The organism is Enterobacter sp. JH25 (genome assembly GCF_021725435.1).
GTDB lineage: Bacteria > Pseudomonadota > Gammaproteobacteria > Enterobacterales > Enterobacteriaceae > Enterobacter > Enterobacter intestinihominis.
The window spans coordinates 2,797,657-2,820,132 of the sequence record NZ_CP091319.1; the positions used below are offsets into that span (position 1 = coordinate 2,797,657).

Annotated in this window: 25 protein-coding genes and 1 pseudogene; 18 read left to right on the plus strand and 8 right to left on the minus strand. The window is 55.8% G+C overall.

What is annotated here, in order from left to right; all coding sequences use genetic code 11:
• Positions 1-179 precede the first annotated feature (179 nt).
• The 14 genes and pseudogenes from fliF (at position 180) to rcsA (ending at position 11,702) form a co-directional block, all read left to right on the plus strand.
• The gene (gene fliF / locus L2Y28_RS13490; RefSeq protein WP_022648549.1) at positions 180-1,862 is read left to right on the plus strand and encodes a flagellar basal-body MS-ring/collar protein FliF; all 1,683 of its coding nucleotides are present in this window, start codon (positions 180-182) and stop codon (positions 1,860-1,862) included.
• Positions 1,855-2,853 carry a flagellar motor switch protein FliG gene (gene fliG, locus L2Y28_RS13495; RefSeq protein ID WP_003859608.1) on the plus strand — a complete coding sequence of 333 codons (999 nt, stop codon included), beginning with the start codon at positions 1,855-1,857 and terminating at the stop codon, positions 2,851-2,853. Before fliF ends, fliG begins: the two co-directional genes overlap by 8 nt.
• Positions 2,846-3,553, plus strand: coding sequence for a flagellar assembly protein FliH (fliH, locus tag L2Y28_RS13500; protein ID WP_022648550.1), 708 nt, complete (start codon positions 2,846-2,848; stop codon positions 3,551-3,553). Before fliG ends, fliH begins: the two co-directional genes overlap by 8 nt.
• Positions 3,553-4,923, plus strand: a complete 1,371-nt coding sequence (gene fliI, locus L2Y28_RS13505) for a flagellar protein export ATPase FliI (protein ID WP_022648551.1) — start codon at positions 3,553-3,555, stop codon at positions 4,921-4,923. The genes fliH and fliI overlap by 1 nt, the downstream gene beginning before the upstream one ends.
• 21 nt (positions 4,924-4,944) lie before the next feature.
• Complete coding sequence (gene fliJ, locus L2Y28_RS13510; protein ID WP_006811155.1) at positions 4,945-5,388, plus strand: flagellar export protein FliJ; 444 nt, start codon at positions 4,945-4,947, stop codon at positions 5,386-5,388.
• A complete protein-coding gene (gene fliK, locus L2Y28_RS13515) occupies positions 5,385-6,599 on the plus strand; it encodes a flagellar hook length control protein FliK (RefSeq protein WP_022648552.1) in 1,215 nt (404 codons plus the stop codon). Before fliJ ends, fliK begins: the two co-directional genes overlap by 4 nt.
• 106 nt (positions 6,600-6,705) lie before the next feature.
• A complete protein-coding gene (gene fliL, locus L2Y28_RS13520; RefSeq protein ID WP_003859598.1) occupies positions 6,706-7,176 on the plus strand; it encodes a flagellar basal body-associated protein FliL in 471 nt (156 codons plus the stop codon).
• Between the two features lie 4 nt (positions 7,177-7,180).
• Positions 7,181-8,185 carry a flagellar motor switch protein FliM gene (gene fliM / locus L2Y28_RS13525; protein ID WP_006811158.1) on the plus strand — a complete coding sequence of 335 codons (1,005 nt, stop codon included), beginning with the start codon at positions 7,181-7,183 and terminating at the stop codon, positions 8,183-8,185.
• Entirely contained in the window at positions 8,182-8,595 is a 414-nt protein-coding gene (gene fliN / locus L2Y28_RS13530; RefSeq protein WP_003859592.1) for a flagellar motor switch protein FliN, read from the plus strand. Before fliM ends, fliN begins: the two co-directional genes overlap by 4 nt.
• Before the next feature lie 2 nt (positions 8,596-8,597).
• Entirely contained in the window at positions 8,598-8,972 is a 375-nt protein-coding gene (gene fliO / locus L2Y28_RS13535; protein WP_022648553.1) for a flagellar biosynthetic protein FliO, read from the plus strand.
• The gene (gene fliP, locus L2Y28_RS13540; RefSeq protein ID WP_022648554.1) at positions 8,972-9,709 is read left to right on the plus strand and encodes a flagellar type III secretion system pore protein FliP; all 738 of its coding nucleotides are present in this window, start codon (positions 8,972-8,974) and stop codon (positions 9,707-9,709) included. The genes fliO and fliP overlap by 1 nt, the downstream gene beginning before the upstream one ends.
• A 10-nt stretch (positions 9,710-9,719) precedes the next feature.
• Positions 9,720-9,989, plus strand: a complete 270-nt coding sequence (gene fliQ / locus L2Y28_RS13545; protein WP_003859587.1) for a flagellar biosynthesis protein FliQ — start codon at positions 9,720-9,722, stop codon at positions 9,987-9,989.
• A 6-nt stretch (positions 9,990-9,995) separates the two neighbouring features.
• A pseudogene (gene fliR, locus L2Y28_RS13550) lies at positions 9,996-10,788 on the plus strand (flagellar biosynthetic protein FliR); the annotation flags it as partial.
• 290 nt (positions 10,789-11,078) lie between these two features.
• A complete protein-coding gene (rcsA, locus tag L2Y28_RS13555) occupies positions 11,079-11,702 on the plus strand; it encodes a transcriptional regulator RcsA (protein WP_022648556.1) in 624 nt (207 codons plus the stop codon).
• 98 nt (positions 11,703-11,800) lie between these two features.
• On the opposite strand, the gene dsrB is transcribed toward rcsA, so the two are convergent.
• On the minus strand, positions 11,801-11,989 hold the full coding sequence (dsrB, locus tag L2Y28_RS13560; RefSeq protein ID WP_003859583.1) for a protein DsrB: 189 nt from the start codon (positions 11,987-11,989) through the stop codon (positions 11,801-11,803).
• A gap of 128 nt (positions 11,990-12,117) precedes the next feature.
• Between dsrB and yodD the strand changes: the two genes are divergently transcribed.
• Both yodD and L2Y28_RS13570 read left to right on the plus strand, forming a co-directional pair.
• Positions 12,118-12,345, plus strand: coding sequence for a YodD family peroxide/acid resistance protein (yodD, locus tag L2Y28_RS13565; RefSeq protein WP_017383339.1), 228 nt, complete (start codon positions 12,118-12,120; stop codon positions 12,343-12,345).
• A gap of 295 nt (positions 12,346-12,640) precedes the next feature.
• Positions 12,641-13,441, plus strand: coding sequence for a mannosyl-3-phosphoglycerate phosphatase-related protein (locus L2Y28_RS13570; RefSeq protein WP_022648557.1), 801 nt, complete (start codon positions 12,641-12,643; stop codon positions 13,439-13,441).
• Here the strand turns inward: L2Y28_RS13570 and dgcQ are convergent.
• From dgcQ to L2Y28_RS13585, 3 genes are all read right to left on the minus strand, one after another.
• Entirely contained in the window at positions 13,426-15,126 is a 1,701-nt protein-coding gene (gene dgcQ / locus L2Y28_RS13575) for a cellulose biosynthesis regulator diguanylate cyclase DgcQ (protein ID WP_032622410.1), read from the minus strand. The two genes, L2Y28_RS13570 and dgcQ, sit on opposite strands and share 16 nt — an antisense overlap.
• 84 nt (positions 15,127-15,210) lie before the next feature.
• Positions 15,211-15,393, minus strand: a complete 183-nt coding sequence (locus tag L2Y28_RS13580; RefSeq protein WP_022648559.1) for a YodC family protein — start codon at positions 15,391-15,393, stop codon at positions 15,211-15,213.
• Between the two features lie 77 nt (positions 15,394-15,470).
• Positions 15,471-16,382 (minus strand): DUF808 domain-containing protein, encoded by a 912-nt coding sequence (locus L2Y28_RS13585; RefSeq protein ID WP_022648560.1) that lies wholly within the window; start codon positions 16,380-16,382, stop codon positions 15,471-15,473.
• A gap of 178 nt (positions 16,383-16,560) precedes the next feature.
• On the opposite strand from L2Y28_RS13585, the gene yedA reads away from it, so the two are divergent.
• Entirely contained in the window at positions 16,561-17,475 is a 915-nt protein-coding gene (gene yedA, locus L2Y28_RS13590) for a drug/metabolite exporter YedA (RefSeq protein ID WP_022648561.1), read from the plus strand.
• Here yedA and L2Y28_RS13595 read toward each other — a convergent pair.
• From L2Y28_RS13595 to L2Y28_RS13605, 3 genes are read right to left on the minus strand one after another with little or no spacing between them, the layout of a single operon-like run.
• Positions 17,447-17,938: a very short patch repair endonuclease gene (locus tag L2Y28_RS13595; protein WP_022648562.1), complete on the minus strand. Its 492-nt coding sequence runs from the start codon at positions 17,936-17,938 to the stop codon at positions 17,447-17,449. The two genes, yedA and L2Y28_RS13595, sit on opposite strands and share 29 nt — an antisense overlap.
• Positions 17,919-19,352 (minus strand): DNA cytosine methyltransferase, encoded by a 1,434-nt coding sequence (locus L2Y28_RS13600; RefSeq protein WP_087878644.1) that lies wholly within the window; start codon positions 19,350-19,352, stop codon positions 17,919-17,921. Before L2Y28_RS13600 ends, L2Y28_RS13595 begins: the two co-directional genes overlap by 20 nt.
• Positions 19,353-19,395: 43 nt before the next feature.
• Positions 19,396-20,097: a phosphohydrolase gene (locus tag L2Y28_RS13605; RefSeq protein ID WP_022648564.1), complete on the minus strand. Its 702-nt coding sequence runs from the start codon at positions 20,095-20,097 to the stop codon at positions 19,396-19,398.
• Between the two features lie 284 nt (positions 20,098-20,381).
• Between L2Y28_RS13605 and ompC the strand changes: the two genes are divergently transcribed.
• On the plus strand, positions 20,382-21,548 hold the full coding sequence (gene ompC / locus L2Y28_RS13610) for a porin OmpC (protein ID WP_022648565.1): 1,167 nt from the start codon (positions 20,382-20,384) through the stop codon (positions 21,546-21,548).
• 55 nt (positions 21,549-21,603) lie between these two features.
• Here the strand turns inward: ompC and L2Y28_RS13615 are convergent, their stop codons facing one another.
• Positions 21,604-22,467 (minus strand): N-acetylmuramic acid 6-phosphate etherase, encoded by an 864-nt coding sequence (locus L2Y28_RS13615; protein WP_022648566.1) that lies wholly within the window; start codon positions 22,465-22,467, stop codon positions 21,604-21,606.
• Positions 22,468-22,476 lie beyond the last annotated feature (9 nt).

Sequence of the window (22,476 nt, forward strand, 5' to 3'; positions counted from 1 at the left end):
ATAAGATAATGGCGGTAAATAGCGTTAAAAAACCAGGTTATTTGACGCATAGAAAATCCCGATTCATCAAATAATGGCAGGGCCATCAGTATGGAACTTTTGTCGTGTTTGCCGACCCGGGAGTCAGTTTTGTTTCTCTACACGAATAACGTAAACCACCAGGATTTAAGAGGTGCGCAATGAGTGCGACAGCAGCATCGACAGCGCCGCAGAATAAATCACTCGAGTGGATGAACCGCCTTCGCGCCAACCCTAAGATCCCGTTGATTGTGGCAGGCGCTGCCGCCATTGCGATCGTTGTCGCGATGGTCTTATGGGCAAAAAGCCCGGATTACCGCACGCTCTACAGCAACCTTTCCGACCAGGATGGCGGTGCCATCGTCACCCAGCTGACCCAGATGAACATCCCGTATCGCTTTGCCGATAACGGCGGTGCGCTTGAAGTGCCGGCAGATAAAGTGCACGAGCTTCGCCTGCGTCTCGCCCAGCAGGGGCTGCCGAAAGGCGGCGCGGTTGGGTTTGAACTGCTGGATCAGGAAAAATTCGGCATCAGCCAGTTCAGCGAGCAGGTTAACTACCAGCGCGCGCTGGAAGGTGAGCTGGCCCGTACGATTGAAACCTTAGGCCCGGTGAAAAGTGCCCGCGTGCACCTGGCGATGCCTAAGCCGTCCCTGTTTGTCCGCGAACAAAAGTCCCCTTCTGCCTCTGTGACGGTTAACCTCGAACCTGGCCGTGCGCTGGATGAAGGGCAGATCAGCGCCGTCACGCACCTGGTCTCCAGTGCGGTAGCCGGTCTGCCGCCGGGTAACGTTACGCTGGTGGATCAGAGCGGTCACCTGCTGACGCAGTCCAACACCGCCGGGCGCGATCTCAACGACGCCCAGCTGAAATACGCTGCCGACGTGGAAGGCCGTCTCCAGCGCCGTATCGAAGCTATTCTGGGCCCGGTGGTGGGTAACAGCAACGTACATGCGCAGGTCACCGCGCAGATTGATTTCTCGAATAAAGAACAGACCGAAGAGCAGTACGCCCCGAACGGGGATGCTTCTCGCGCCGTGTTACGCTCGCGTCAGATCAATGAGACGGAACAGGTCGGTGGCCAGTATCCTGGCGGTGTGCCGGGTGCGCTCTCTAACCAGCCTGCGCCTGCCAACGCCGCGCCAATCTCCACGCCGCCGGCCAACCCGCAGAACGGTCAGCAAACGAATCAGCAGACGACCTCGACCGCGAACAGTGCCGGCCCGCGTAACAGCAGCCGTAACGAAACGACCAACTACGAAGTCGACCGGACTATCCGCCATACCAAACTGAACACGGGAGATATTCAGCGTCTCTCTGTTGCCGTGGTGGTGAACTACAAAACGCTGCCGGACGGTAAACCGCTGCCGCTCACGGCAGAGCAGATGAAGCAGATCGAAGATTTGACCCGCGAAGCGATGGGCTTCTCTGAAAAACGTGGCGATACCCTCAACGTTGTGAACTCACCGTTCAACCCGGTGGATGAGACCGGTGGCGAACTGCCGTTCTGGCAACAGCAGGCGTTCTTCGATCAGCTGATGTCCGCAGGTCGCTGGCTGCTGGTGCTGATTGTCGCGTGGCTGCTGTGGCGTAAGGGTGTCCGTCCTCAGCTTCAGCGTCGCGCTGAAGCCGAAAAAGCTGCGCTGGAACAGAAGAACGCGCGTCCGGACGAGGAAGAAGCGGTTGAAGTTCGTCTCAGCAAAGATGAACAGATGCAGCAGCGTCGTGCTAACCAGCGTATGGGCGCAGAGGTGATGAGCCAGCGCATTCGCGAAATGTCAGATAACGATCCGCGCGTCGTCGCGCTGGTCATCCGCGGTTGGATGGGTAACGAACATGAGTAATACGCTTACAGGCACCGATAAGAGCGTCATCCTGCTGATGACCATTGGCGAAGATCGCGCGGCGGAGGTGTTTAAACACCTCTCTCAGCGAGAAGTGCAGATCCTCAGCGCGGCGATGGCCAACGTGCGCCAGATCTCCAACAAGCAACTGACCGAAGTGCTGGCGGAGTTTGAGCAGGAAGCCGAGCAGTTTGCTGCGCTCAACGTCAACGCCAACGAATACCTGCGCTCCGTGCTGGTTAAGGCGCTGGGCGAAGAGCGCGCCGCCAGCCTGCTGGAAGATATTCTCGAAACGCGCGACACCGCCAGCGGGATCGAAACGCTCAACTTTATGGAGCCGCAAAGCGCCGCCGATCTTATTCGCGACGAGCACCCGCAGATTATCGCCACCATTCTGGTCCACCTCAAACGGGGCCAGGCGGCCGATATTCTGGCGCTGTTCGACGAGCGCCTGCGCCACGACGTGATGCTGCGTATCGCCACCTTCGGCGGCGTCCAGCCAGCCGCGCTGGCGGAGCTGACCGAAGTGCTGAACAACCTGCTCGACGGCCAGAACCTCAAGCGCAGCAAAATGGGCGGCGTGAGAACGGCAGCGGAAATCATCAACCTGATGAAAACGCAGCAGGAAGAGGCGGTTATTACGGCGGTGCGCGAGTTCGACGGCGAACTGGCGCAGAAAATTATCGACGAGATGTTCCTGTTCGAAAACCTGGTCGAAGTGGACGATCGCAGCATCCAGCGCCTGCTTCAGGAAGTGGATTCGGAGTCCCTGCTTATCGCCCTCAAAGGCGCCGAGCAGCCGCTGCGCGAGAAGTTCCTGCGCAACATGTCCCAGCGTGCGGCCGATATCCTGCGCGACGACCTGGCCAACCGTGGCCCGGTGCGTTTGTCTCAGGTGGAGAACGAACAGAAAGCGATCCTGCTTATTGTTCGTCGTCTGGCAGAAACCGGCGAGATGGTGATTGGCAGCGGAGACGACACCTATGTCTGATGAACTGTCGTGGAAGCGCTGGACGCCTGACGACCTCTCCCCTCCCACCGCAGAGTTCACCCCTGCCATAGTGTCGTCCGATGAGGGCGACGCCGGGGCGGGCGTGCCCGAGCTGAGTGAAGAGGAACAGCGCGCCCAGATGCTGGCCCAGATGCAAATGCAGGCGCACGAGCAAGGCTTCAACGCCGGGATGAACGAAGGCCGTCAGACCGGGCACGCACAGGGTTATCAGGAAGGGCTGGCGAAAGGTTTAGAGCAGGGCATTGAGCAGGCGCGCCAGCAGCAGGCGCCGCTGCATGCCCGCATGCAGCAGCTGGTGAGCGAGTTTCAGCACACGCTGGATGCGCTGGACAGCGTGATTGCCTCGCGCCTGATGCAGATGGCGCTGGAGGCGGCCCGTCAGGTGATCGGCCAGACGCCGGTCGTGGATAACGCCGCGCTGATTAAGCAAATCCAGGGGCTGCTCCAGCAGGAGCCGCTGTTCAGCGGCAAACCGCAGCTGCGCGTGCATCCTGATGATTTGCAGCGCGTGGAAGAGAGCCTCGGCGCGACGCTGAGCCTGCACGGCTGGCGGCTGCGCGGCGATCCGTCGCTCCATCACGGAGGCTGTAAGGTCTCGGCGGATGAGGGCGATCTGGATGCCAGCGTCGCGACCCGCTGGCAGGAACTGTGCCGCCTGGCGGCACCGGGAGTCGTCTGATGACCGCACGCCTTACGCGCTGGCTTAACACGCTCGATAATTTTGAAACGAAGATGGCGCAGCTGCCATCCGTTCGTCGTTATGGACGCCTGACGCGTGCCACCGGTCTGGTCCTGGAAGCCACGGGTCTGCAACTTCCGCTCGGCGCCACCTGCGTGATTGAGCGTCAGGACGGGAGTGAGACGCGTGAAGTGGAAAGTGAAGTGGTCGGGTTTAACGGCCAGCGACTGTTCCTCATGCCCCTTGAGGAAGTGGAAGGGATTTTGCCCGGCGCCCGCGTCTACGCGAAAAACATCAGCGGTGACGGCCTGCAAAGCGGCAAACAGCTCCCGCTCGGTCCGGCGCTGCTGGGCCGCGTGCTGGACGGGAGCGGCAAACCGCTCGATGGCCTGCCCTCCCCTGATACCACCGAAACCGGCGCGCTGATCACCCAACCCTTTAACCCACTGCAACGCACGCCAATCGAGCACGTACTGGATACCGGCGTGCGGCCAATTAACGCCCTACTCACCGTGGGACGCGGCCAGCGTATGGGGCTGTTTGCCGGCTCCGGCGTGGGTAAATCGGTCCTGCTCGGCATGATGGCGCGTTATACCCAGGCGGACGTTATCGTCGTCGGCCTGATTGGTGAGCGTGGCCGCGAAGTCAAAGATTTCATCGAAAACATTCTTGGTACGGAGGGCCGCGCCCGCTCGGTGGTGATCGCCGCGCCTGCGGACGTGTCGCCGCTGCTGCGTATGCAGGGTGCCGCCTACGCCACGCGTATCGCGGAGGATTTCCGCGACCGGGGCCAGCACGTGCTGCTGATTATGGACTCCCTGACCCGCTACGCGATGGCGCAGCGTGAGATTGCGCTGGCCATCGGCGAGCCGCCCGCGACCAAAGGTTACCCGCCGTCGGTCTTCGCCAAGCTCCCGGCGTTGGTTGAGCGTGCGGGGAACGGCATCAGCGGCGGAGGCTCCATCACCGCGTTCTATACGGTACTGACCGAAGGCGATGACCAGCAGGACCCGATTGCCGACTCCGCGCGCGCGATCCTCGACGGCCATATCGTGCTGTCGCGCCGTCTGGCCGAAGCCGGGCACTACCCGGCGATTGATATTGAAGCGTCGATCAGCCGTGCGATGACGGCCTTGATCACCGAACAACACTACGCCCGCGTGCGTAACTTCAAACAACTGCTCTCCAGCTTCCAGCGCAACCGCGATCTGGTAAGCGTCGGGGCGTACGCCAAAGGCAGCGATCCGATGCTCGATAAAGCGATTGCCCTGTGGCCGCAGCTGGAGGCATTTCTGCAACAGGGTATTTTTGAACGCGCCGACTGGGAAGATTCCCTCCAGGCACTGGAGCTGATTTTCCCGCAGGTGTAACACAGGTGGAGGGCGAAGGTCATGGCGCAGAACAGCGCGTTATCAACGCTGAAAGATCTGGCTGAAAAAGAAGTTGATGATGCCGCATTGCAACTTGGCGCAATGCGACGCGGGTGCCAGCAGGCTGAAGAACAGTTGAAGATGTTAATCGACTATCAGCATGAATATCGCACCAACCTTAACACCGACATGACGCAGGGCATTGGTAGCCAGCGCTGGATTAACTATCAGCAGTTTATCCAGACGCTGGAAAAGGCGATTGAGCAGCATCGCCAGCAGCTTAACCAGTGGACGCAAAAAGTCGATACCGCGCTGAATTTCTGGCGCGAGAAAAAACAGCGGTTGCAGGCCTGGCAAACCTTACAGGACCGGCAGATTGCAGCCTCGACCCTGGCGGAAAACCGTCTGGATCAGAAAAAAATGGATGAGTTTGCCCAGCGCGCATCAATGAGGAAACCAGAATGATCACACTGCAACAACTGCTGATGACCGACAGCGACCCGTCCGGCGGCACACTGACCGGAAAAGGCGCTGAGGGCGCGCAAGATTTTCTCTCTCTGCTGGCGGGCGCGCTGACCGAGACCACCGGCAAAGGCAAAGATGCTCCGCTGACGCTGGCCGATCTGAAAGCGGCGGGAAGCAAGCTGTCGACAGCGGCACAGGAAAAAAACGGTGATACCACGCTCCAGGCCAAAATCGCCGAGCTGCTCTCGCGCCAGGAGACGCTGACCGGTGAAGATACCGCCGTCTCCCTGCAAAGCCTCGTCTCCGGCCTGAAACCCGCAGCGAATACGGATGCGCTGAAGGCGCTGACCCGGACGGACGCGAAAGCAAACAGCGAGACCACGACTGAAGAAGAGGAGCTGGCCGGGTTAAGCGCGCTGATGGCGATGTTACCGCACCAGCAGACTACCACCCCAATGGCGACGCAGCCAGCAAGCACCGGGGAGGTCGCCCCTCGTGCCGCCCTACCCTCTGCGCTAGCCCAGACGGACAACGGCCAGCATCAGCCACTTAGCCATGCGTTAACGGGTCAGGAAAAAACGTCGGTTCAGGACAGCGACACGTCGCTGCCCGCCACGGCAGCCGTTACGCCAGCTGTTGCCGCCGTCGCGGAGAAGCAGGACGTAGTGAGCACGGCGTCGTCTGCCGCCAGCCCAACCGCGACGCTGGCACCGATCATCAGTCACCTGGCACCCCCCCAGTCTGCCGCTACCGTTGCGACCGCGCCGGTGTTAAGCCAGCCGCTGGGCACGCACGAATGGCAGCAGAATCTAAGCCAGCACATCACCCTGTTCACCAGACAGGGCCAACAGACCGCAGAGCTACGCCTGCACCCGGAAGATCTGGGTCAGGTGCAAATTTCGCTTAAGCTGGATGACAACCAGGCGCAGTTGCAGATGGTTTCGCCCCACAGCCACGTTCGTGCGGCGCTGGAAGCGGCCCTGCCGATCCTGCGCACGCAGCTTGCGGAAAACGGCATTCAGCTTTCCCAAAGCAGCGTCAGCAGCGAAGGCTTTGCCGGGCAGCAGCAATCTTCATCCGGGCAACAACAGCATGCTTCGCGTTCAGGCCAGCATGGCGGGTTTAACGAGGAGAGCGAAGAGTTATTGCCTGCCCCTGCCGCCCTGCAATCCGCCGCGCGCGGCAGCCGTGCCGTAGACATCTTTGCCTAAACGCCAGAGGTAACGTGATTATCCCCGTCTTTTCCACGCTTTGACCTAAGCCGGACACGGGATAATCACCGTATTAAGCTGTACCGAAACAGGAAGCTCGTATCAGATGACAGACTCCGCTATCACCAAAAAAAGCAAGCGTTCCATCTGGATCCCGCTGCTGGTGTTGATTACCCTCGCGGCCTGCGCCACCGCAGGCTACAGTTACTGGCGTATGCAGCAGGAACCCTCCAGCGCAGCCGCCAAAGCTGAAGCGCCGCCTCCACCGGCGCCGGTCTTCTACCCGCTGGATACATTCACCGTGAACCTCGGCGATGCGGATCGCGTGCTTTACGTGGGCATTACGCTGCGTCTGAAAGATGAAGCTACCCGTGCACGTCTGAACGACTACCTGCCAGAAGTGCGTAGCCGTCTGCTGCTGCTGTTTTCTCGTCAGGATGCCTCCGCGCTCGCCACCGATGTGGGCAAGCAAAAGCTGGTCGATGCGATCAAACAGACGCTGGCGACCCCGCTGGTCAACGGCCAACCTAAGCAGGAAGTCACTGACGTTCTGTATACAGCCTTCATTCTGCGGTAACGACATGGGCGACAGTATTCTTTCTCAGGCAGAAATCGATGCGCTGCTCAATGGCGACAGCGATAAGAGTGACGATCCGAAGCCGGGTCTGACCGGCGACGATAATATTCGTCCCTACGATCCCAATACCCAGCGTCGCGTGGTGCGCGAGCGTTTACAGGCGCTGGAGATCATCAACGAACGTTTCGCACGTCAGTTCCGAATGGGGCTGTTTAACCTGCTGCGTCGTAGCCCGGATATCACCGTCGGTGCGATCCGCATTCAGCCGTATCATGAGTTTGCCCGCAACCTGCCGGTGCCAACCAACCTTAACCTGATCCATCTGAAACCGCTGCGCGGTACCGGTCTGGTGGTGTTCTCGCCAAGCCTGGTATTCATCGCAGTGGACAACCTGTTCGGTGGCGATGGCCGTTTCCCGACCAAAGTGGAAGGCCGCGAGTTTACCCATACCGAACAGCGCGTTATCAACCGCATGCTGAAGCTGGCGCTGGAATCCTACAGCGACGCGTGGAAAGCGATTAACCCTCTGGAAGTGGAGTACGTCCGTTCCGAGATGCAGGTGAAGTTTACCAACATCACCACTTCACCGAATGACATCGTGGTGAACACCCCGTTCCACGTCGAGATCGGCAACCTGACGGGCGAGTTCAACATCTGCCTGCCGTTCAGCATGATTGAACCGCTGCGCGAACTGCTGGTGAACCCGCCGCTGGAGAACTCACGCCATGAAGATCAGAACTGGCGTGAGAACCTGGTGCGCCAGGTTCAGCACTCGCAGCTGGAGCTGGTGGCTAACTTTGCCGACATCTCCATGCGGTTATCGCAGATCCTGAAATTACAACCCGGCGACGTTTTGCCGATAGATAAACCCGACCGCATTATTGCCCATGTGGATGGCGTACCCGTGCTGACAAGCCAGTACGGCACGATTAACGGCCAGTATGCGTTACGCGTTGAGCACTTGATCAACCCGATTTTGAATTCGCTGAATGAGGAACAGCCCAAATGAGTGACATGAACAATCCGTCCGATGAAAACAGCGGAGCACTGGACGATCTGTGGGCTGACGCGTTAAACGAGCAAAAAACGACGCCGACGAAAAGCGCGGCAGACGCGGTCTTCCAGCAGTTAGGCGGCGGCGACGTCAGCGGGACGTTGCAGGACATCGACCTGATTATGGACATTCCGGTCAAGCTGACCGTTGAGCTGGGCCGCACCCGCATGACTATTAAAGAACTGCTGCGCCTGACGCAGGGTTCCGTGGTAGCCCTGGACGGTTTAGCGGGTGAGCCACTGGATATTCTGATCAACGGCTACCTGATTGCACAGGGCGAAGTAGTGGTGGTGGCCGATAAATACGGCGTACGTATCACCGACATCATTACCCCTTCCGAACGTATGCGTCGCCTGAGCCGTTAAGTATGAAAACCCAGGCAACACTGTCCGCGCCCTCCGCCGTACCCGGCTCCCCGCTGCTTCAGGTGAGCGGCGCGCTGTTCGGTATTATTGCCTTTATCCTTATCGCCGCCTGGCTGGCAAAGCGTTTCGGGCTGGCGGGGAAAACGGCCGGCACGCGCGGATTGAAGGTCAGCGCCAGCACCACACTCGGCCCACGCGAGCGCGTGGTCATTGTGGAAGTGGAAGATGCGCGACTGGTGCTGGGCGTGACCGCCTCCAGCATTAACGTTCTTCACACGCTGCCCCCTGCGCCTGTCACGGTGGAGGCTAACGCCCAGGCCCCTGCGGATTTTCAGTCCGTTATGAAGAGTTTGCTCAAGCGTTCCGGGAGATCCTGATGCGCCGTTTGTTATTGCTTACGCTGGCAGGTCTGGGCCTGTTCGCGCCTTCTGTGTATGCGCAGCTGCCGGGGCTGGTTTCCACGCCGCTGGCGAACGGGGGACAAAGCTGGTCCCTCTCCGTGCAGACGCTGGTGTTCATCACCTCACTGACCTTTATCCCGGCGATCCTGCTGATGATGACCAGTTTCACCCGCATCATCATTGTGTTTGGTCTGCTGCGAAATGCGCTCGGCACGCCGTCCGCGCCGCCCAATCAGGTGCTGCTGGGTTTAGCCCTGTTCCTGACCTTTTTCATTATGTCGCCGGTGATCGACAAGATTTACACCGAGGCGTACCAGCCGTTCAGCGAAGATAAAATTTCCATGCAGGTTGCCCTGGAAAAGGGGGCTCAGCCATTACGTGAATTTATGCTTCGCCAGACGCGCGAAGCGGATTTGGCCCTGTTTGCCCGTCTCGCTAACACGGGCGAGTTACAGGGACCGGAAGCGGTGCCGATGCGCATTCTGCTGCCAGCGTATGTGACCAGTGAGCTGAAAACGGCGTTCCAGATTGGCTTCACCATTTTCATTCCGTTCCTGATTATTGACCTGGTGATCGCCAGCGTCCTGATGGCGCTCGGGATGATGATGGTCCCGCCCGCAACCATTGCCCTGCCCTTTAAGATCATGCTGTTCGTGCTGGTCGACGGCTGGCAGCTGCTGGTCAGCTCGCTGGCGCAGAGTTTCTACAGTTGAGGAGCGCGCAATGACGCCTGAGTCGGTCATGATGATGGGCACGGAAGCGATGAAAGTCGCGATTGCCGTCGCCGCGCCCCTGCTTCTGGTTGCGCTGGTAACCGGTCTGATTATCAGTATTCTTCAGGCCGCCACGCAGATTAACGAAATGACCCTGTCGTTCATCCCGAAGATCATCGCCGTCTTCGTGGCGATTATCGTTGCCGGGCCCTGGATGCTCAATTTGCTGCTGGACTACATGCGCAACCTGTTCACCAATCTGCCTTACATCATCGGCTGACGGACGATGCTGCAATTCACCAGCGATCAGTTTGTTCAGTGGCTCGGGATCTATTTCTGGCCGATGCTGCGCATCATGGCGCTGATCTCCACCGCCCCCATACTCAGTGAAAAGTCGGTGCCTAAACGCATCAAAATTGGGTTGGGCATGGTTATCACCATTATCGTTGCCCCTTCCCTGCCGGCGGTGGATATCCCGATTTTTTCCCCGAATGCGATATGGATTGCCCTGCAACAGGTGATGATTGGCGTGGCGGTCGGGTTTACGATGCAGCTCGCCTTCGCCGCGGTACGAACGGCGGGCGAACTGATCGGTTTGCAGATGGGTCTGTCTTTCGCGACGTTCGTTGACCCGGGCAGCCATCTGAATATGCCCGTGCTGGCGCGTATTATCGACCTGCTGGCGATGCTGTTGTTTCTCTCGTTCAACGGCCACCTGTGGCTCATCTCTATGCTGGTGGACACCTTCCACACGCTGCCGATTGGCGACAACCCGGTGAACAGTAACGCTTTTCTGGCGCTGGTGCGGGCTGCCGGGCTGATCTTCCTCAACGGGCTGATGCTGGCGCTGCCTGTCATAACCCTGTTGCTCACCGTTAACCTCGCATTGGGTTTACTCAACCGAATGGCCCCGCAGCTGTCGGTATTCGTCATCGGCTTTCCGGTGACGTTGACGGTTGGCCTTTTATTAATGTCATTATTGATGCCACTTATCGCCCCCTTCTGCGAGCATTTATTCAGCGAGATATTCAATCTCTTAGCGGATATTGTCAGCGAACTTCCACGCAAATAATAACCCGCAGTGTTTGCAATGTCTTTCTGAGGATATTCCTAAAAATAATCTTGAAAAACATCTACCAGGATATATCTGACGCGGTTTAAATGTTTCTAACCACCTCACAATACTTAATATTTACTTTACTTTAAGATGATTCCTGGCAAATTATACGTAACTTTACGGGATAGTGAGTTCGCCTGAAAGTCTTTGTCATGCTCACAGGTTTTATTAGATTTTTTCCATCCCGTATGGCTGTTTATGAGCTCTCAGGCAGGTGGTGAATTATCGTTACGCATTGAGTGAGGGTATGCCATGTCAACGATCATTATGGATTTATGCAGCTACACCCGGCTAGGGTTAACCGGGTACTTAGCAAGCAGAGGGGTAAGAAAGAGAGACATCAACGATGCACACACCGTTGAAGAACTCGCAGCCGCTTGTGAGACTCACAAGCCCGGCGTGGTGTTTATTAATGAGGACTGTTTCATTCACGACCCCGCTAACAGTCAGCACATTAAGCAGATCATTAATCAGCATCCCAGAACCCTGTTTATTGTTTTTATGGCGATCGCCAATATTCATTTCGATGAGTATTTGTTGGTGCGTAAAAACTTATTAATCAGTTCGAAATCGATTAAACCAGAGTCGCTTGATGACATTCTGGGCGATTATTTGAATAAAGAAGTTAAGAATGTAGGGGCGGTTAACTTACCCACCCTATCATTAAGCAGAACTGAATCAAGTATGCTAAGAATGTGGATGGCTGGACAAGGGACAATTCAGATCTCAGACCAGATGAATATCAAGGCAAAAACAGTATCGTCACACAAAGGAAATATTAAAAGGAAAATTAAAACGCATAATAAGCAAGTGATATACCATGTCGTACGCCTGACAGATAATGTGACGAATGGGATTTTCGTTAATATGCGCTAATTTGCACGGCCATGTTGTACCCTACCTTGATCTCTGGCCTGGCCAGAGATTTTGCTTTTCAGCAGCCGGGCCGGGGAGAAGACGCCCCCGACGCCGACCTATTCCGCCGTTTCCACAAAGATCCCATCCGGGTGCCCCAGTTCGTTGAAGAACCAGATGCCGAGCGGGTAATCTTCCAGCGACACCAGATACATTGTGCCTTCATTAAACTCTTCTATTGCCAGCACCACGCCCGGGCGGCGCGGCCCACCGTCCGTTTTGACGGTTACCCGATCGTTGACCTTCATACATTCCTCCTGTGGTTTTGAGCCAGTGTAGAACAAATTACCCTGGCTGGCATCGCCGCCTGACGCGAATGGCGTTTTTGTGTGCGGTCTATACTTAGCTGTTGAGACGGTTAAATGAGGAGCCCGCCATGAAGACTGACAAAGAGTACAGCGACACCATTAAGCGTGAGGTGGAAGTGGATGTCGATGCCCTGCTTGCCGCCATTAATGAAATCAGTGAGTCCGAAGTTCATCGCGCGGAGGATAATTCAGACCGTGTCGTGGTCAATGGTCGTGATTACCATACCTACCGTGAACTGGCTGAAGCATTCGAGCTGGATATCCATGACTTTAGCGTCTCGGAAACGAACCGCTAAGGCGAAAAAAATCCCGGTCATGGGGATGACCGGGATCAAACTTGCTTATGCAAGAAGCACTTGTAAATTCGTTACACCAGGAAATCTGATGCAGGTAAGACATTATCCCCAACAGATTTGTCTTACAAGCATATATTCTCTTAGCGAATATTATATTTTATACATGTGAATTTTGGTTATGAGTATAAACATGCGCCGCGTGTGGGTTTATCGGGATCGTTTCCACTTCAACGGGACATCAATGCTGAGTTTTTTAAGACTTTTCTTAGATGAACATCATTATTCAGGAGACGTTATGCCTTCGCTAAAGGAGACTCTGCTCGTCTTTACCGATCTCGACGGTACGCTGCTGGATTTTCACACTCTCGACTGGCAGCCTGCCGCTTCCTGGCTGAAGAGATTACAGGATGAACAGGTACCAGTCATTCTGTGCAGCAGCAAAACCGCGTCCGAAATGCGTGACATCCAGCAGGAACTTGGCCTTGGCGGGCTGCCCTACATTGCGGAAAACGGCGCGGCGATCCAGCCTGACGTACGGTGGGAAAACGCCGCACGGTTCATCTCAGAAAAGAAGCATGACGATATCTGGCAGTTTATTGCCCGGGTACGCCAGGAGATGCATCTGAAATTCACCACCTTCGACGATGTGGATGAGCGCGTGGTCGCCGAATGGACCGGGCTAAGCCGTCCCCGTGCGGCGCTTGCACGTAAACACGAGGCTTCCGTGACGCTGATCTGGCGTGACAGTGATGAACAAATGAAACGCTTCGCAGCCGAACTGGCCCGGCAGGGGCTGAAGATCGTCCCGGGTGCTCGCTTCTGGCATATTCTGGACACGAGCTGTGGCAAAGACGTGGCGGTGCACTGGCTTGTGGAACAGTATCGCCTGCACGACGGATTTGACCCGACAACGCTGGGCCTGGGCGACGGCCCCAATGATGCCCCTCTGCTGGACAGCGTAGCCTTCGCCGTGGTGGTGAAAGGCTTCAACCGGGAGGGGGTCAGCCTTAAGAACAACGATCCCACACGGGTTTATCGCACTCAGCACACCGGACCGGCCGGCTGGCGCGAGGGGCTTGATTACTTTTTAACGTGATCCTGCCAGATGACCCGGTTACGCCCGCGCTGTTTCGCCTCATACAGACGCGCATCGGCGGTGGATTGCAGATTTTCGAAGTGATAATTGCCCTTCTCCTGCGCGCCAGAGACGCCAAACGACGCGCTCACGCGCAGGGTAGTACTTTTCTTAATCAGGATCTCTTTGCTGTCGATACGCTCACGGATCTGCTCTGCAACTTCCGCCGCCTCTTCAAGCGTCATGCCGGGCAGCACCACACAGAACTCTTCGCCGCCGACGCGCCCGGCAATATCTTTAGTGCGCAGGGTACTGGCAATCAGCCCCGCAGCATGGGACAACACCTTATCACCCGCCTGGTGCCCGAACCGGTCATTAATGCTCTTAAAGCAGTCAAGATCGATCTGGATGACAGAGAAAGGCAGCGCCTGCTGTTCACACTGCTTCGCCAGTATTTTCGCCCGCTCAAACAGCGACCCACGATTATTCAACCGGGTCAGAGGGTCGTGCCAGGCCTGCCATTGCAGCGAATTCTGCAACGAATACATATTACTGACCATGCGCCGGATCACCAGCCATGAGATGAGCAGCATCGCGGTGAACAGCGCCCAAAGCAATGCCAGCACAATACTGATGCTGCCGAAATCGCCGCGCACCCCTTCTTCCAGGGTGTGCACGCGCAGGACGATGCCATCAAAGTGGTCGAGACGCTCCCAGCTGACAAAACGACTCCCCAGGCGAATGCCGCCTTCGGAATCCGATTCTATTGCGTGCGCTATCTGCGCTAGTTCGGGCGCGTCAAAATGATTAACGTCCGCAGCAGATGATCCAGACGTCGCGAGCAGGGTGAGACGACTGTCATACAGCTGGTATTCCCCTTCCGGGTTATCGCCTACGGCCTCCACCAGCAGACGACGCAGGGTGGCAAAGGTGAAATCCATCGCCACCACGCCATACCAGACGTGATTGTAATAAACAGGCACACTTGCGGTGATCAGCGGCTTTTTGCCCACAAAGGAGGAAGGAGGCGAGATAAACCAGCGCACGGCACGCGCACGGTTCTCACGCTCGGACTGTTGGGTAAACCAGGGCTGAGTGACCAGATAGTAGTAACGCTGCACGATATCGCTGGCATTTTCCGGCGTATCCGTTTCCAGAAAGAATCCGGCGCGAGAGACATAAATCACGCGCTCTTCGTTGCCGGAAGAACTGGATGCCAGACGCAATAAATACCCCACTTCAAGCGCGGCGGACAGTTCATTATCAAGAAACTCATCATCGCGATTCAGAAGGGTGGTCTTTTCAACGAAGGCATCAGACACACCGTTGATCGGCAATGTGCGCTGTTTATCAACCTCAATTTGCCAGGTGGGGGATGCGCGCAAACGGGCAAAACGCTTTACCGCATCATGTAGCACGCCAAACGCCAGCGGCGTTTCCAGCGCATCACGCATGCTGTGGCGAAAAAACAGCATTTTATCGACGCTGAACTGGAGTTGTCTGTCCAGCGCACTGGCAACCGTTTCCAGATGGTTACGCTGACTGGAGATATAGGCATCTTCCAGTACCACAACTTCGCGCCAGGTCAGGAGGGTGGAAAAGATCAGGACAACGATAAAACAGAGGTTAACAACCAAACGGGGATTGCTACGCTTATGCAGCCACTGCAAAAAAGATTGTTTTACAACAAAGGTATTGTGCTGCACACGCACTCCCTGAGTGTCGCTCACCATCCGATATGATAAGTCTTCTGCCAGTAAAAACGCCCGGCAAGGCCGGGCGTTGTGTGATTAAGCCTTATCGCGTTTTTGCCTTTTATCACCAGGCTGAAGCTCATCTTCACGAAAAGCCTCCCGCTTAATGCCGTATCCGTCATGCCACCGACACTCCACCATTCCACTGGAATAACCGGTGACAATCATGCATGGACCACCATTCTTTGGCTTAACTTCATCACTGACCAAAAAGACCATACCTGCCTCCTGTATCAGGGTGAAACGTTTTCAATTTAGACGAGGAATGGTCTTTTTGCATCCGGGGTCAGCAAAAATTAGTGCGATTTTCCGCGTACTTTTTCTACCAGCTTAACAACGGCTACCACAATCAGACCGACGATAAAGCCCAGTACGAGGTTAAGCAGTGTGGGCAGAATTGCAGCAACTACCGCTCCCTGGCCTGACGCAAAATGTTCAATCATGTGATGCAGCGAAGCAACACCGTGCACGATAATTCCGCCGCCGACCAGGAACATCGCCAGGGTTCCCACCACCGACAAGGTTTTCATCAGCCACGGCGCCAGCACCAGCAGGCTTTTCCCAATGCCGCGCGCAATTGCGCTGGATTTTTTTTCCAGCCAGAAGCCGATATCGTCCAGCTTGACGATCAGACCGACCAGCCCATACACCCCAACCGTTACAAGAATGGCAATCAACGAAAGCACCATGACCTGATTCATCAGCGGTGCTTCGGATACGATCCCAAGCGTAATCGCCACAATCTCGGCCGAAAGGATGAAGTCAGTACGGATCGCACCTTTGACCTTATCGCGCTCGAACGTTTTTGGATCCTGCGCGGCCAGCGCTTCCAGACGCTGCTGGCGCATTTCCGGGGTGTCTTTCTCTTTGCGTGCGGCAAACATATGCAACACTTTTTCGGCACCCTCGAAGCACAGGAACGCCCCGCCAATCATCAGCAATGGCGTAATGGCCCAGGGTATAAAGGCGCTAATCAGAAGCGCCAGCGGAACAAGGATCACCTTGTTAATAAATGACCCTTTCGCTACGCCCCACACCACCGGCAGCTCACGGTTCGCTCGCACGCCGCTGACCTGCTGCGCGTTAAGTGACAAGTCATCCCCCAGTACCCCGGCGGTTTTTTTCGCCGCCAGTTTCCCCATGACTGAAATGTCATCCAGCAAGGTGGCGATATCGTCCAGTAATGTTAATAAGCTACTTCCTGCCAAAATCTCTATCCTTCTTTTTTTGCTAATTAAGTGAATAGTATGGAACAAAACTCAGCGCCCGGAAACAGGCACCTCACGTCAACAAAAATTTCACATTAACAACACAATTAAAGCACTCGCCAGCCCGATAGTTTTGGCGTTAACTATGAGCGAACTTTTTATTTCGTCGTGAGGGACTATGCGTTTTCGGCATTTATTACCGCTCATTGGAGCACTTTTTTCCCTGTATATCATCTGGGGATCCACCTACTTTGTCATTCGTATTGGCGTGGAAAGCTGGCCCCCGCTGATGATGGCCGGTATTCGTTTCCTTACGGCTGGCGTGCTGCTGATGGCGTTTTTATTGCTGCGCGGCCACAAGCTACCGCCGCTGCGTCCCCTGCTTAACGCCGCCCTGATTGGCCTGCTGCTGCTGGCGGTGGGCAATGGCGCAGTAACCGTCGCCGAACACCAGAACGTGCCGTCGGGCATCGCCGCCGTGGTCGTCGCGACCGTGCCGCTGTTTACGCTCTGCTTTAGTCGTCTGTTCGGGATCCGCACCCGTAAGCTCGAATGGCTGGGCATCGCGATTGGGCTTGTGGGTATTATCATGCTGAACAGCGGCGGTAACCTGAGCGGAAACCCCTGGGCTGCCGTTATGATCATGATCGGCTCGATGAGCTGGGCCTTCGGCTCGGTCTACGGCTCCCGCATTGAGCTGCCCTCCGGGATGATGGCGGGTGCCATTGAAATGCTCGCGGCAGGCATCGTGCTGCTGATTGCCTCGGCGTTGACGGGTGAAAAACTGACGGCAATGCCAGATCTCTCAGGTTTCCTGGCCGTCGGGTATCTGGCCCTGTTTGGCTCGATTATTGCCATCAACGCCTATATGTACCTGATCCGCAACGTCTCACCGGCGGTTGCCACCAGCTACGCCTACGTTAACCCGGTGGTTGCCGTGCTTCTGGGTACCGGTTTTGCGGGCGAAGTGCTGTCGACGATTGAATGGCTGGCGCTGGGCGTGATTGTCTTTGCCGTGGTGCTGGTCACGCTGGGTAAATATTTACTGCCCGCGAAACCCATTGTCACGGCGTGTGAGGTGGAGAAACCGTGATCGGGTGAATGCCCTGGGTATCGATCTGCGCGGCCTGACCGCCGCCGCAGATCCACTCTTCCAGCCGCTCCGTCAGTTCCACGTCATTCAGCTTCATTCTTCCGCGCAGTGCGCACTCCCAGACAATCAGCACCCGCCAGCCCTGGGCGTAAAGCTGCGAAACATCGCGTTTATCACGCTCGACGTTCCTGCCAATCTTCTCCAGCCAGAAGTCGGTGCGTGTCGCCGGGACTTTAAACAGATAGCAGTCGTGGTGATGCCAGAAACAGCCGTGGGTAAAGATGATGCATTGATACGCATCGATCACGAAATCAGGACGCCCGGCAAGCGTGGCATCCTGAACCCTGAATTCAAACCCGATGGAGGTCAGGAGGCCAGCGATCCGTTTTTCGATCGCGGTATCACGCGTGCCGATGGCACGCATGTTTTTACTCCGCGTGGCCTTATTGTGAACGTCCGCCATTGACGGCCTCACTCTGACGCAGCTGAACGGCCTTGCTGATGCGTGAGGCCAGTAGTTTTGCGACGGCGGCAAAGGCTGGCACCACCACCGAGTTGCCAAACTGACGATAGGCTTGTGTATCCGACACCGGAATGCGAAAACTGTAGCCCTGCGGCGCCTCAAAGCCCATTAAGCGGGCGCACTCGCGCGGCGTTAAGCGCCGCGGTCGGTGCTGTTGATTCTGAGGGTCGTCGAAATCTTTTTCGCCCAGCGCCTTATCCCAGCCCCGATCGATAAGAATTTCCGCGCCATCTTTGTAATAGCGCGCCGACAGCGTACGCGTCACGCTGTCAGGATTAAGCGGATTGACCATGCCAAACCCAAAGCCATTGCCTTTGGCCTGATGCTTTTTGGCATAGCGATAGAGGTATTTCCACAGCACTGGCGTCAGAATGAATTTCGCATCGACGGCGGGCTCCAGCAGATCGGCCACTGTCGGACGGCGCGCCGGATACAGCGAGGGCAAATCGCGCAGCGTAAAATCGCCTTTCAGATTGAGATCGCGGCGGAATCCCACCAGCACGATGCGTTCGCGGTGCTGTGGCAGGAAGTGTTTGCCGTCGATAATTTTCGGATCGTCCGGCCCCATGTCCTCTGCATCCGCCACGTCGTAACCCAGTTCATCCAGCGTTTGCATGATAATGCGGAAGGTTTTGCCGCCGTCATGGCTCTTTAAATTCTTGACGTTCTCCAGCACAAAAATTGCCGGGCGGCGGGCATCAATAATCCGGGCAACATCAAAGAACAGTGTGCCCTGCGTATCACAGGCAAAGCCGTGCGCACGTCCCAGCGCGTTCTTTTTCGACACGCCAGCCAGTGAGAACGGCTGACACGGAAAGCCTGCCAGCAGCACATCGTGCGCCGGAATGGTGTTGCGAATGTGCTCAGCGGCTTCTTCGTCGCTGACGCCGGTTTTGTGGCTCAGGGTGACGTCGCGGATATCGGCATTAAACTGGTGCTCGTTGGGGTCGCAGTACCAGTTCGCCTTATAGGTGCGGACGGCATGTTTGTTCCATTCACTGGTGAACACGCACTGCCCGCCAATAGCTTCAAAGCCATGGCGAATGCCGCCAATACCGGCAAAGAGATCGATAAAGCGAAAGGCATAATTCGGATGCGCAGCAGGCGGGTGCGGCAGCAGGTTACGCAGATAACAGAACTCGCCGTCGCTCAGGCGGTGCCCTGCCCTGTCGCTTATCAGCAGCCGCTTGAGTATTGCCGGGCTCCAGTGGCTCTCGCCATGTGCCACCAGCTGGTTTGCCAGCGTTTTAGCATCATACATTTCCAGCAGCTGACGCAGGAGTGCCTGCACGGCTGCCGTTGATTTCTCAACCCGCTCAGGCGCGGGCACAGTCACTGATCGATTTTCCTGCATTCTCTTAACCGGACAATAAAGACAGAAAACAGAGTACCACAGTTCAGGATCGCACACTGCGACGGAAATGGGTCAATATCTGGCTGTCGGTTCCGAGGTAATCGCCCTGTAATTCAGCACTCAGCTTCGCCATAAACTGGATCAGAAAATCGGCATTGTGACGCGCAAGTTCGCGTCCCCGTGCGGTTTGCATGGTGTCCGGCAGGCGCAGGAGTTTGGTCTGAAAGTGATCGAGCGCGAAAGCTTTATCATCCAGCGCACGCGCCCCGGCAAACGGGTCGTCGGCATCAAACAACGCGGTGCCCAGCGCACCGGACACGGCAAAGACGCGCGCAAGGCCGATGGCGCCTAACGCCTCCAGCCGGTCGGCATCCTGGACCGTTTTGGCCTCCGGGCTTTGCGGCGCGATACCGGCACTGAAGCTGTGCGCTTCAATGGCATGCTCAACGGCCGCATACCGATCGGGCGGAAAATCAGGAAAATCGCGGCTCAGGATCTGGCGCGTTTCTCGCGCTGCCAGCCGCGAGGAGTGACTACGCTGCGGGTGATTTTTCGGCAGGCTGACAATGTCATGGAAGTAGCATGCGGTCAGCACAACCAGCGGATCGCAATCCCCGTCAGCCATAATGGCCTGCGCCGTCATCCAGACGCGGCGAAAATGGGCGATATCGTGCGCCGCATCATCAGTAAAATGATTTTCGTCGAGCCAGCGCTCAAAACGGTGCTGCCACTGCGCAAGTTCCATCATCCCATCCTGTTGCTCAAAAGAGAGTGAATTATAATACACCCGAATCAAAACCCTTAATAAATAGAATTTAGAAATACTTAATAATAATTACCCGCTATATTTTCAATGAATTAATTCACGCGAAAAATAAAGAAATAAAACGAAATATTTTGTAATATTTTTACCAGTTTAATTACATTTATTTTTGAACCTAAATAATAATCCATAGAATAGTATCAGCCATGTAGTTACGGAGGGTAATTACATATATTCAGACAATTTATATTTAAAGGGAATATATAATGAAAAGAAAAGTTCTGGCAATTCTTGTACCCGCGTTATTAATGGCTGGCGCAGCAAATGCGGCGGAAATGTATAACAAAGACGGCAACAAAGTTGACCTGTACGGTAAAGTTGATGCACGTCATACCTTCTCCGACAACCCAGGCGACGACGGCGATGAAACCTATGTCCAGATTGGTTTCAAAGGCGAAACACAAATTAATAACGATCTTATTGGTTACGGCCAGTGGGAATATAAAACCTACGCTAACGATACCGAAGGCGCAGGCGACACCTCTTTTAACCGTCTGGCCTTTGCTGGCCTGAAATACGGCGAATATGGCTCATTCGATTATGGCCGTAATTACGGCGTCGTGTATGACGTTGAAGCCTGGACCGATATGCTGCCAGTATTTGGTGGCGACTCCTATACCTGGACCGACAACTATATGGTTGGCCGTACTAACGGTGTGGCGACCTATCGTAATAATGACTTCTTCGGTCTGGTTAACGGCCTGAACTTCGCACTGCAATATCAGGGTGCTAATGAAGGTGCTAACGCAAACGAAAATCAGGAAGGCACCAAAAATGGCCATGATGATGTTCGTTTCCAGAACGGCGACGGCTTCGGTATGTCAACTACCTATGACTTCGATTTCGGTCTGTCGCTGGGTGCCGCTTATTCATCGTCTGACCGTACCAACGACCAGGTTGCTTACGGCGCAGGTACCTATAATCGCTTCAGCAAATATGCCGGCGGTGAACGTGCGGAAGCGTGGACAATCGGTGCAAAATACGATGCGAATGATGTCTACCTGGCAATGATGTATGCGGAAACCCGCAACATGACTCCGTACGGCAACGATGGCATCGCCAACAAAACTCAGAACTTTGAAGCCGTAGCGCAGTACCAGTTTGACTTCGGTCTGCGTCCATCCCTGGCGTGGGTCTATTCAAAAGGCATCGATTTGGGTGGTAACGATTATCATCCAGGCAATGGTTATGACTATGTTGACCAGGATCTGGTTAACTACATCGACGTGGGCATGACCTACAGCTTCAACAAGAACTTCTCCACCTACGTTGATTATAAAATCAACCTGCTGGACGAAGATGATGCCTTCTACAATGACAACGGTATTGCAACCGATGACATCGTTGGCATCGGTATGATCTACCAGTTCTGATCCCCATAAATAGCAAAGCCCGCAACGCGGGCTTTTTTTATTTGACGCTGAAATATTACGGCGCTTCCTGCAAGGCCAGGCGAACAAACCCGTTATTCTGCGCAAGTAATTCATGTGCTTTCCAGGCATCCATACCCGTCAGCACCATTAGCACCGCCGTTTTACACTGATGGTTACAGCTTTCCAGCGCCGCCTTCGCCTGCGCCCGAGAGCATCCCCCCGCTTCCATTACAATGGCAATTTGTCGCTCGGCCCATCTGGTATTGCTTGCCTCCAGATCAACACGCAGGTTGCTGTACACCCGTCCTGTCCGTATCGCCAGACCGGTGGTGACCATATGCATTATCATGCTTTGCGCAATGCCCGCTTTGGCGTTGGTATACCCGGCAACCACATCCGCGCCCAGATCGGGGGCAATAACCATGCTCGCCAGCTGCGCCGCTTCACTTTGCGCATCCTCCGTAATGAGCGCGACCGTTGAGCCCAGAGACCACGCATGACGCATCGCGCCCCAAACCCATGGCGTTTTGCCGCTGACGGACAGCGCCAGCATCATGTCGTGCTCGCCGAATTTTATCGTCTGAAGGTCTGCAACGCCGCGCGCGTAGCTTCCGGCGTTATCGCCTGTTGTCATCGCAATGACCGGATGTTTTCCCGGCGCGAACGCTTCTGCCGCCTGCTTCGCCACGCCTCCGGACGCGCCTGCGCCGATCAGCACCAGACGTCCACCGTGACTAAGCGTCGCCGCCGCGTTATCCACCACGCGAGCCAGCATACTTAAGTGAGGGGTAAGTGCAGAAGAGATTTGTGCGTCATCCTGGTGTATGACATTAAGCATATCCAGCGTAGATAATCTGTCGATGTTCATCGTGCTGGCGTGCCGTCTTTCCCTGGCCGTACCGGTAAGCATAATGCTCATAAACTGCCT

Bases quoted from the DNA above. Each gene is read 5' to 3' on its own strand.
- L2Y28_RS13615 (WP_022648566.1), bottom strand. From the start codon at position 22,467: ATGAGCATTATGCTTACCGGTACGGCCAGGGAAAGACGGCACGCCAGC.
- yodD (WP_017383339.1), top strand. From the start codon at position 12,118: ATGAAGACTGACAAAGAGTACAGCGACACCATTAAGCGTGAGGTGGAA.
- yedA (WP_022648561.1), top strand. From the start codon at position 16,561: ATGCGTTTTCGGCATTTATTACCGCTCATTGGAGCACTTTTTTCCCTG.
- L2Y28_RS13570 (WP_022648557.1), top strand. From the start codon at position 12,641: ATGCCTTCGCTAAAGGAGACTCTGCTCGTCTTTACCGATCTCGACGGT.
- L2Y28_RS13580 (WP_022648559.1), bottom strand. From the start codon at position 15,393: ATGGTCTTTTTGGTCAGTGATGAAGTTAAGCCAAAGAATGGTGGTCCA.
- fliL (WP_003859598.1), top strand. From the start codon at position 6,706: ATGACAGACTCCGCTATCACCAAAAAAAGCAAGCGTTCCATCTGGATC.
- ompC (WP_022648565.1), top strand. From the start codon at position 20,382: ATGAAAAGAAAAGTTCTGGCAATTCTTGTACCCGCGTTATTAATGGCT.
- dsrB (WP_003859583.1), bottom strand. From the start codon at position 11,989: ATGAAGGTCAACGATCGGGTAACCGTCAAAACGGACGGTGGGCCGCGC.
- L2Y28_RS13600 (WP_087878644.1), bottom strand. From the start codon at position 19,352: ATGCAGGAAAATCGATCAGTGACTGTGCCCGCGCCTGAGCGGGTTGAG.
- fliO (WP_022648553.1), top strand. From the start codon at position 8,598: ATGAAAACCCAGGCAACACTGTCCGCGCCCTCCGCCGTACCCGGCTCC.
- fliG (WP_003859608.1), top strand. From the start codon at position 1,855: ATGAGTAATACGCTTACAGGCACCGATAAGAGCGTCATCCTGCTGATG.
- fliN (WP_003859592.1), top strand. From the start codon at position 8,182: ATGAGTGACATGAACAATCCGTCCGATGAAAACAGCGGAGCACTGGAC.
- fliH (WP_022648550.1), top strand. From the start codon at position 2,846: ATGTCTGATGAACTGTCGTGGAAGCGCTGGACGCCTGACGACCTCTCC.
- fliF (WP_022648549.1), top strand. From the start codon at position 180: ATGAGTGCGACAGCAGCATCGACAGCGCCGCAGAATAAATCACTCGAG.
- fliJ (WP_006811155.1), top strand. From the start codon at position 4,945: ATGGCGCAGAACAGCGCGTTATCAACGCTGAAAGATCTGGCTGAAAAA.
- rcsA (WP_022648556.1), top strand. From the start codon at position 11,079: ATGTCAACGATCATTATGGATTTATGCAGCTACACCCGGCTAGGGTTA.
- L2Y28_RS13605 (WP_022648564.1), bottom strand. From the start codon at position 20,097: ATGGAACTTGCGCAGTGGCAGCACCGTTTTGAGCGCTGGCTCGACGAA.
- fliM (WP_006811158.1), top strand. From the start codon at position 7,181: ATGGGCGACAGTATTCTTTCTCAGGCAGAAATCGATGCGCTGCTCAAT.
- fliP (WP_022648554.1), top strand. From the start codon at position 8,972: ATGCGCCGTTTGTTATTGCTTACGCTGGCAGGTCTGGGCCTGTTCGCG.
- L2Y28_RS13595 (WP_022648562.1), bottom strand. From the start codon at position 17,938: ATGGCGGACGTTCACAATAAGGCCACGCGGAGTAAAAACATGCGTGCC.
- fliK (WP_022648552.1), top strand. From the start codon at position 5,385: ATGATCACACTGCAACAACTGCTGATGACCGACAGCGACCCGTCCGGC.
- fliI (WP_022648551.1), top strand. From the start codon at position 3,553: ATGACCGCACGCCTTACGCGCTGGCTTAACACGCTCGATAATTTTGAA.
- fliQ (WP_003859587.1), top strand. From the start codon at position 9,720: ATGACGCCTGAGTCGGTCATGATGATGGGCACGGAAGCGATGAAAGTC.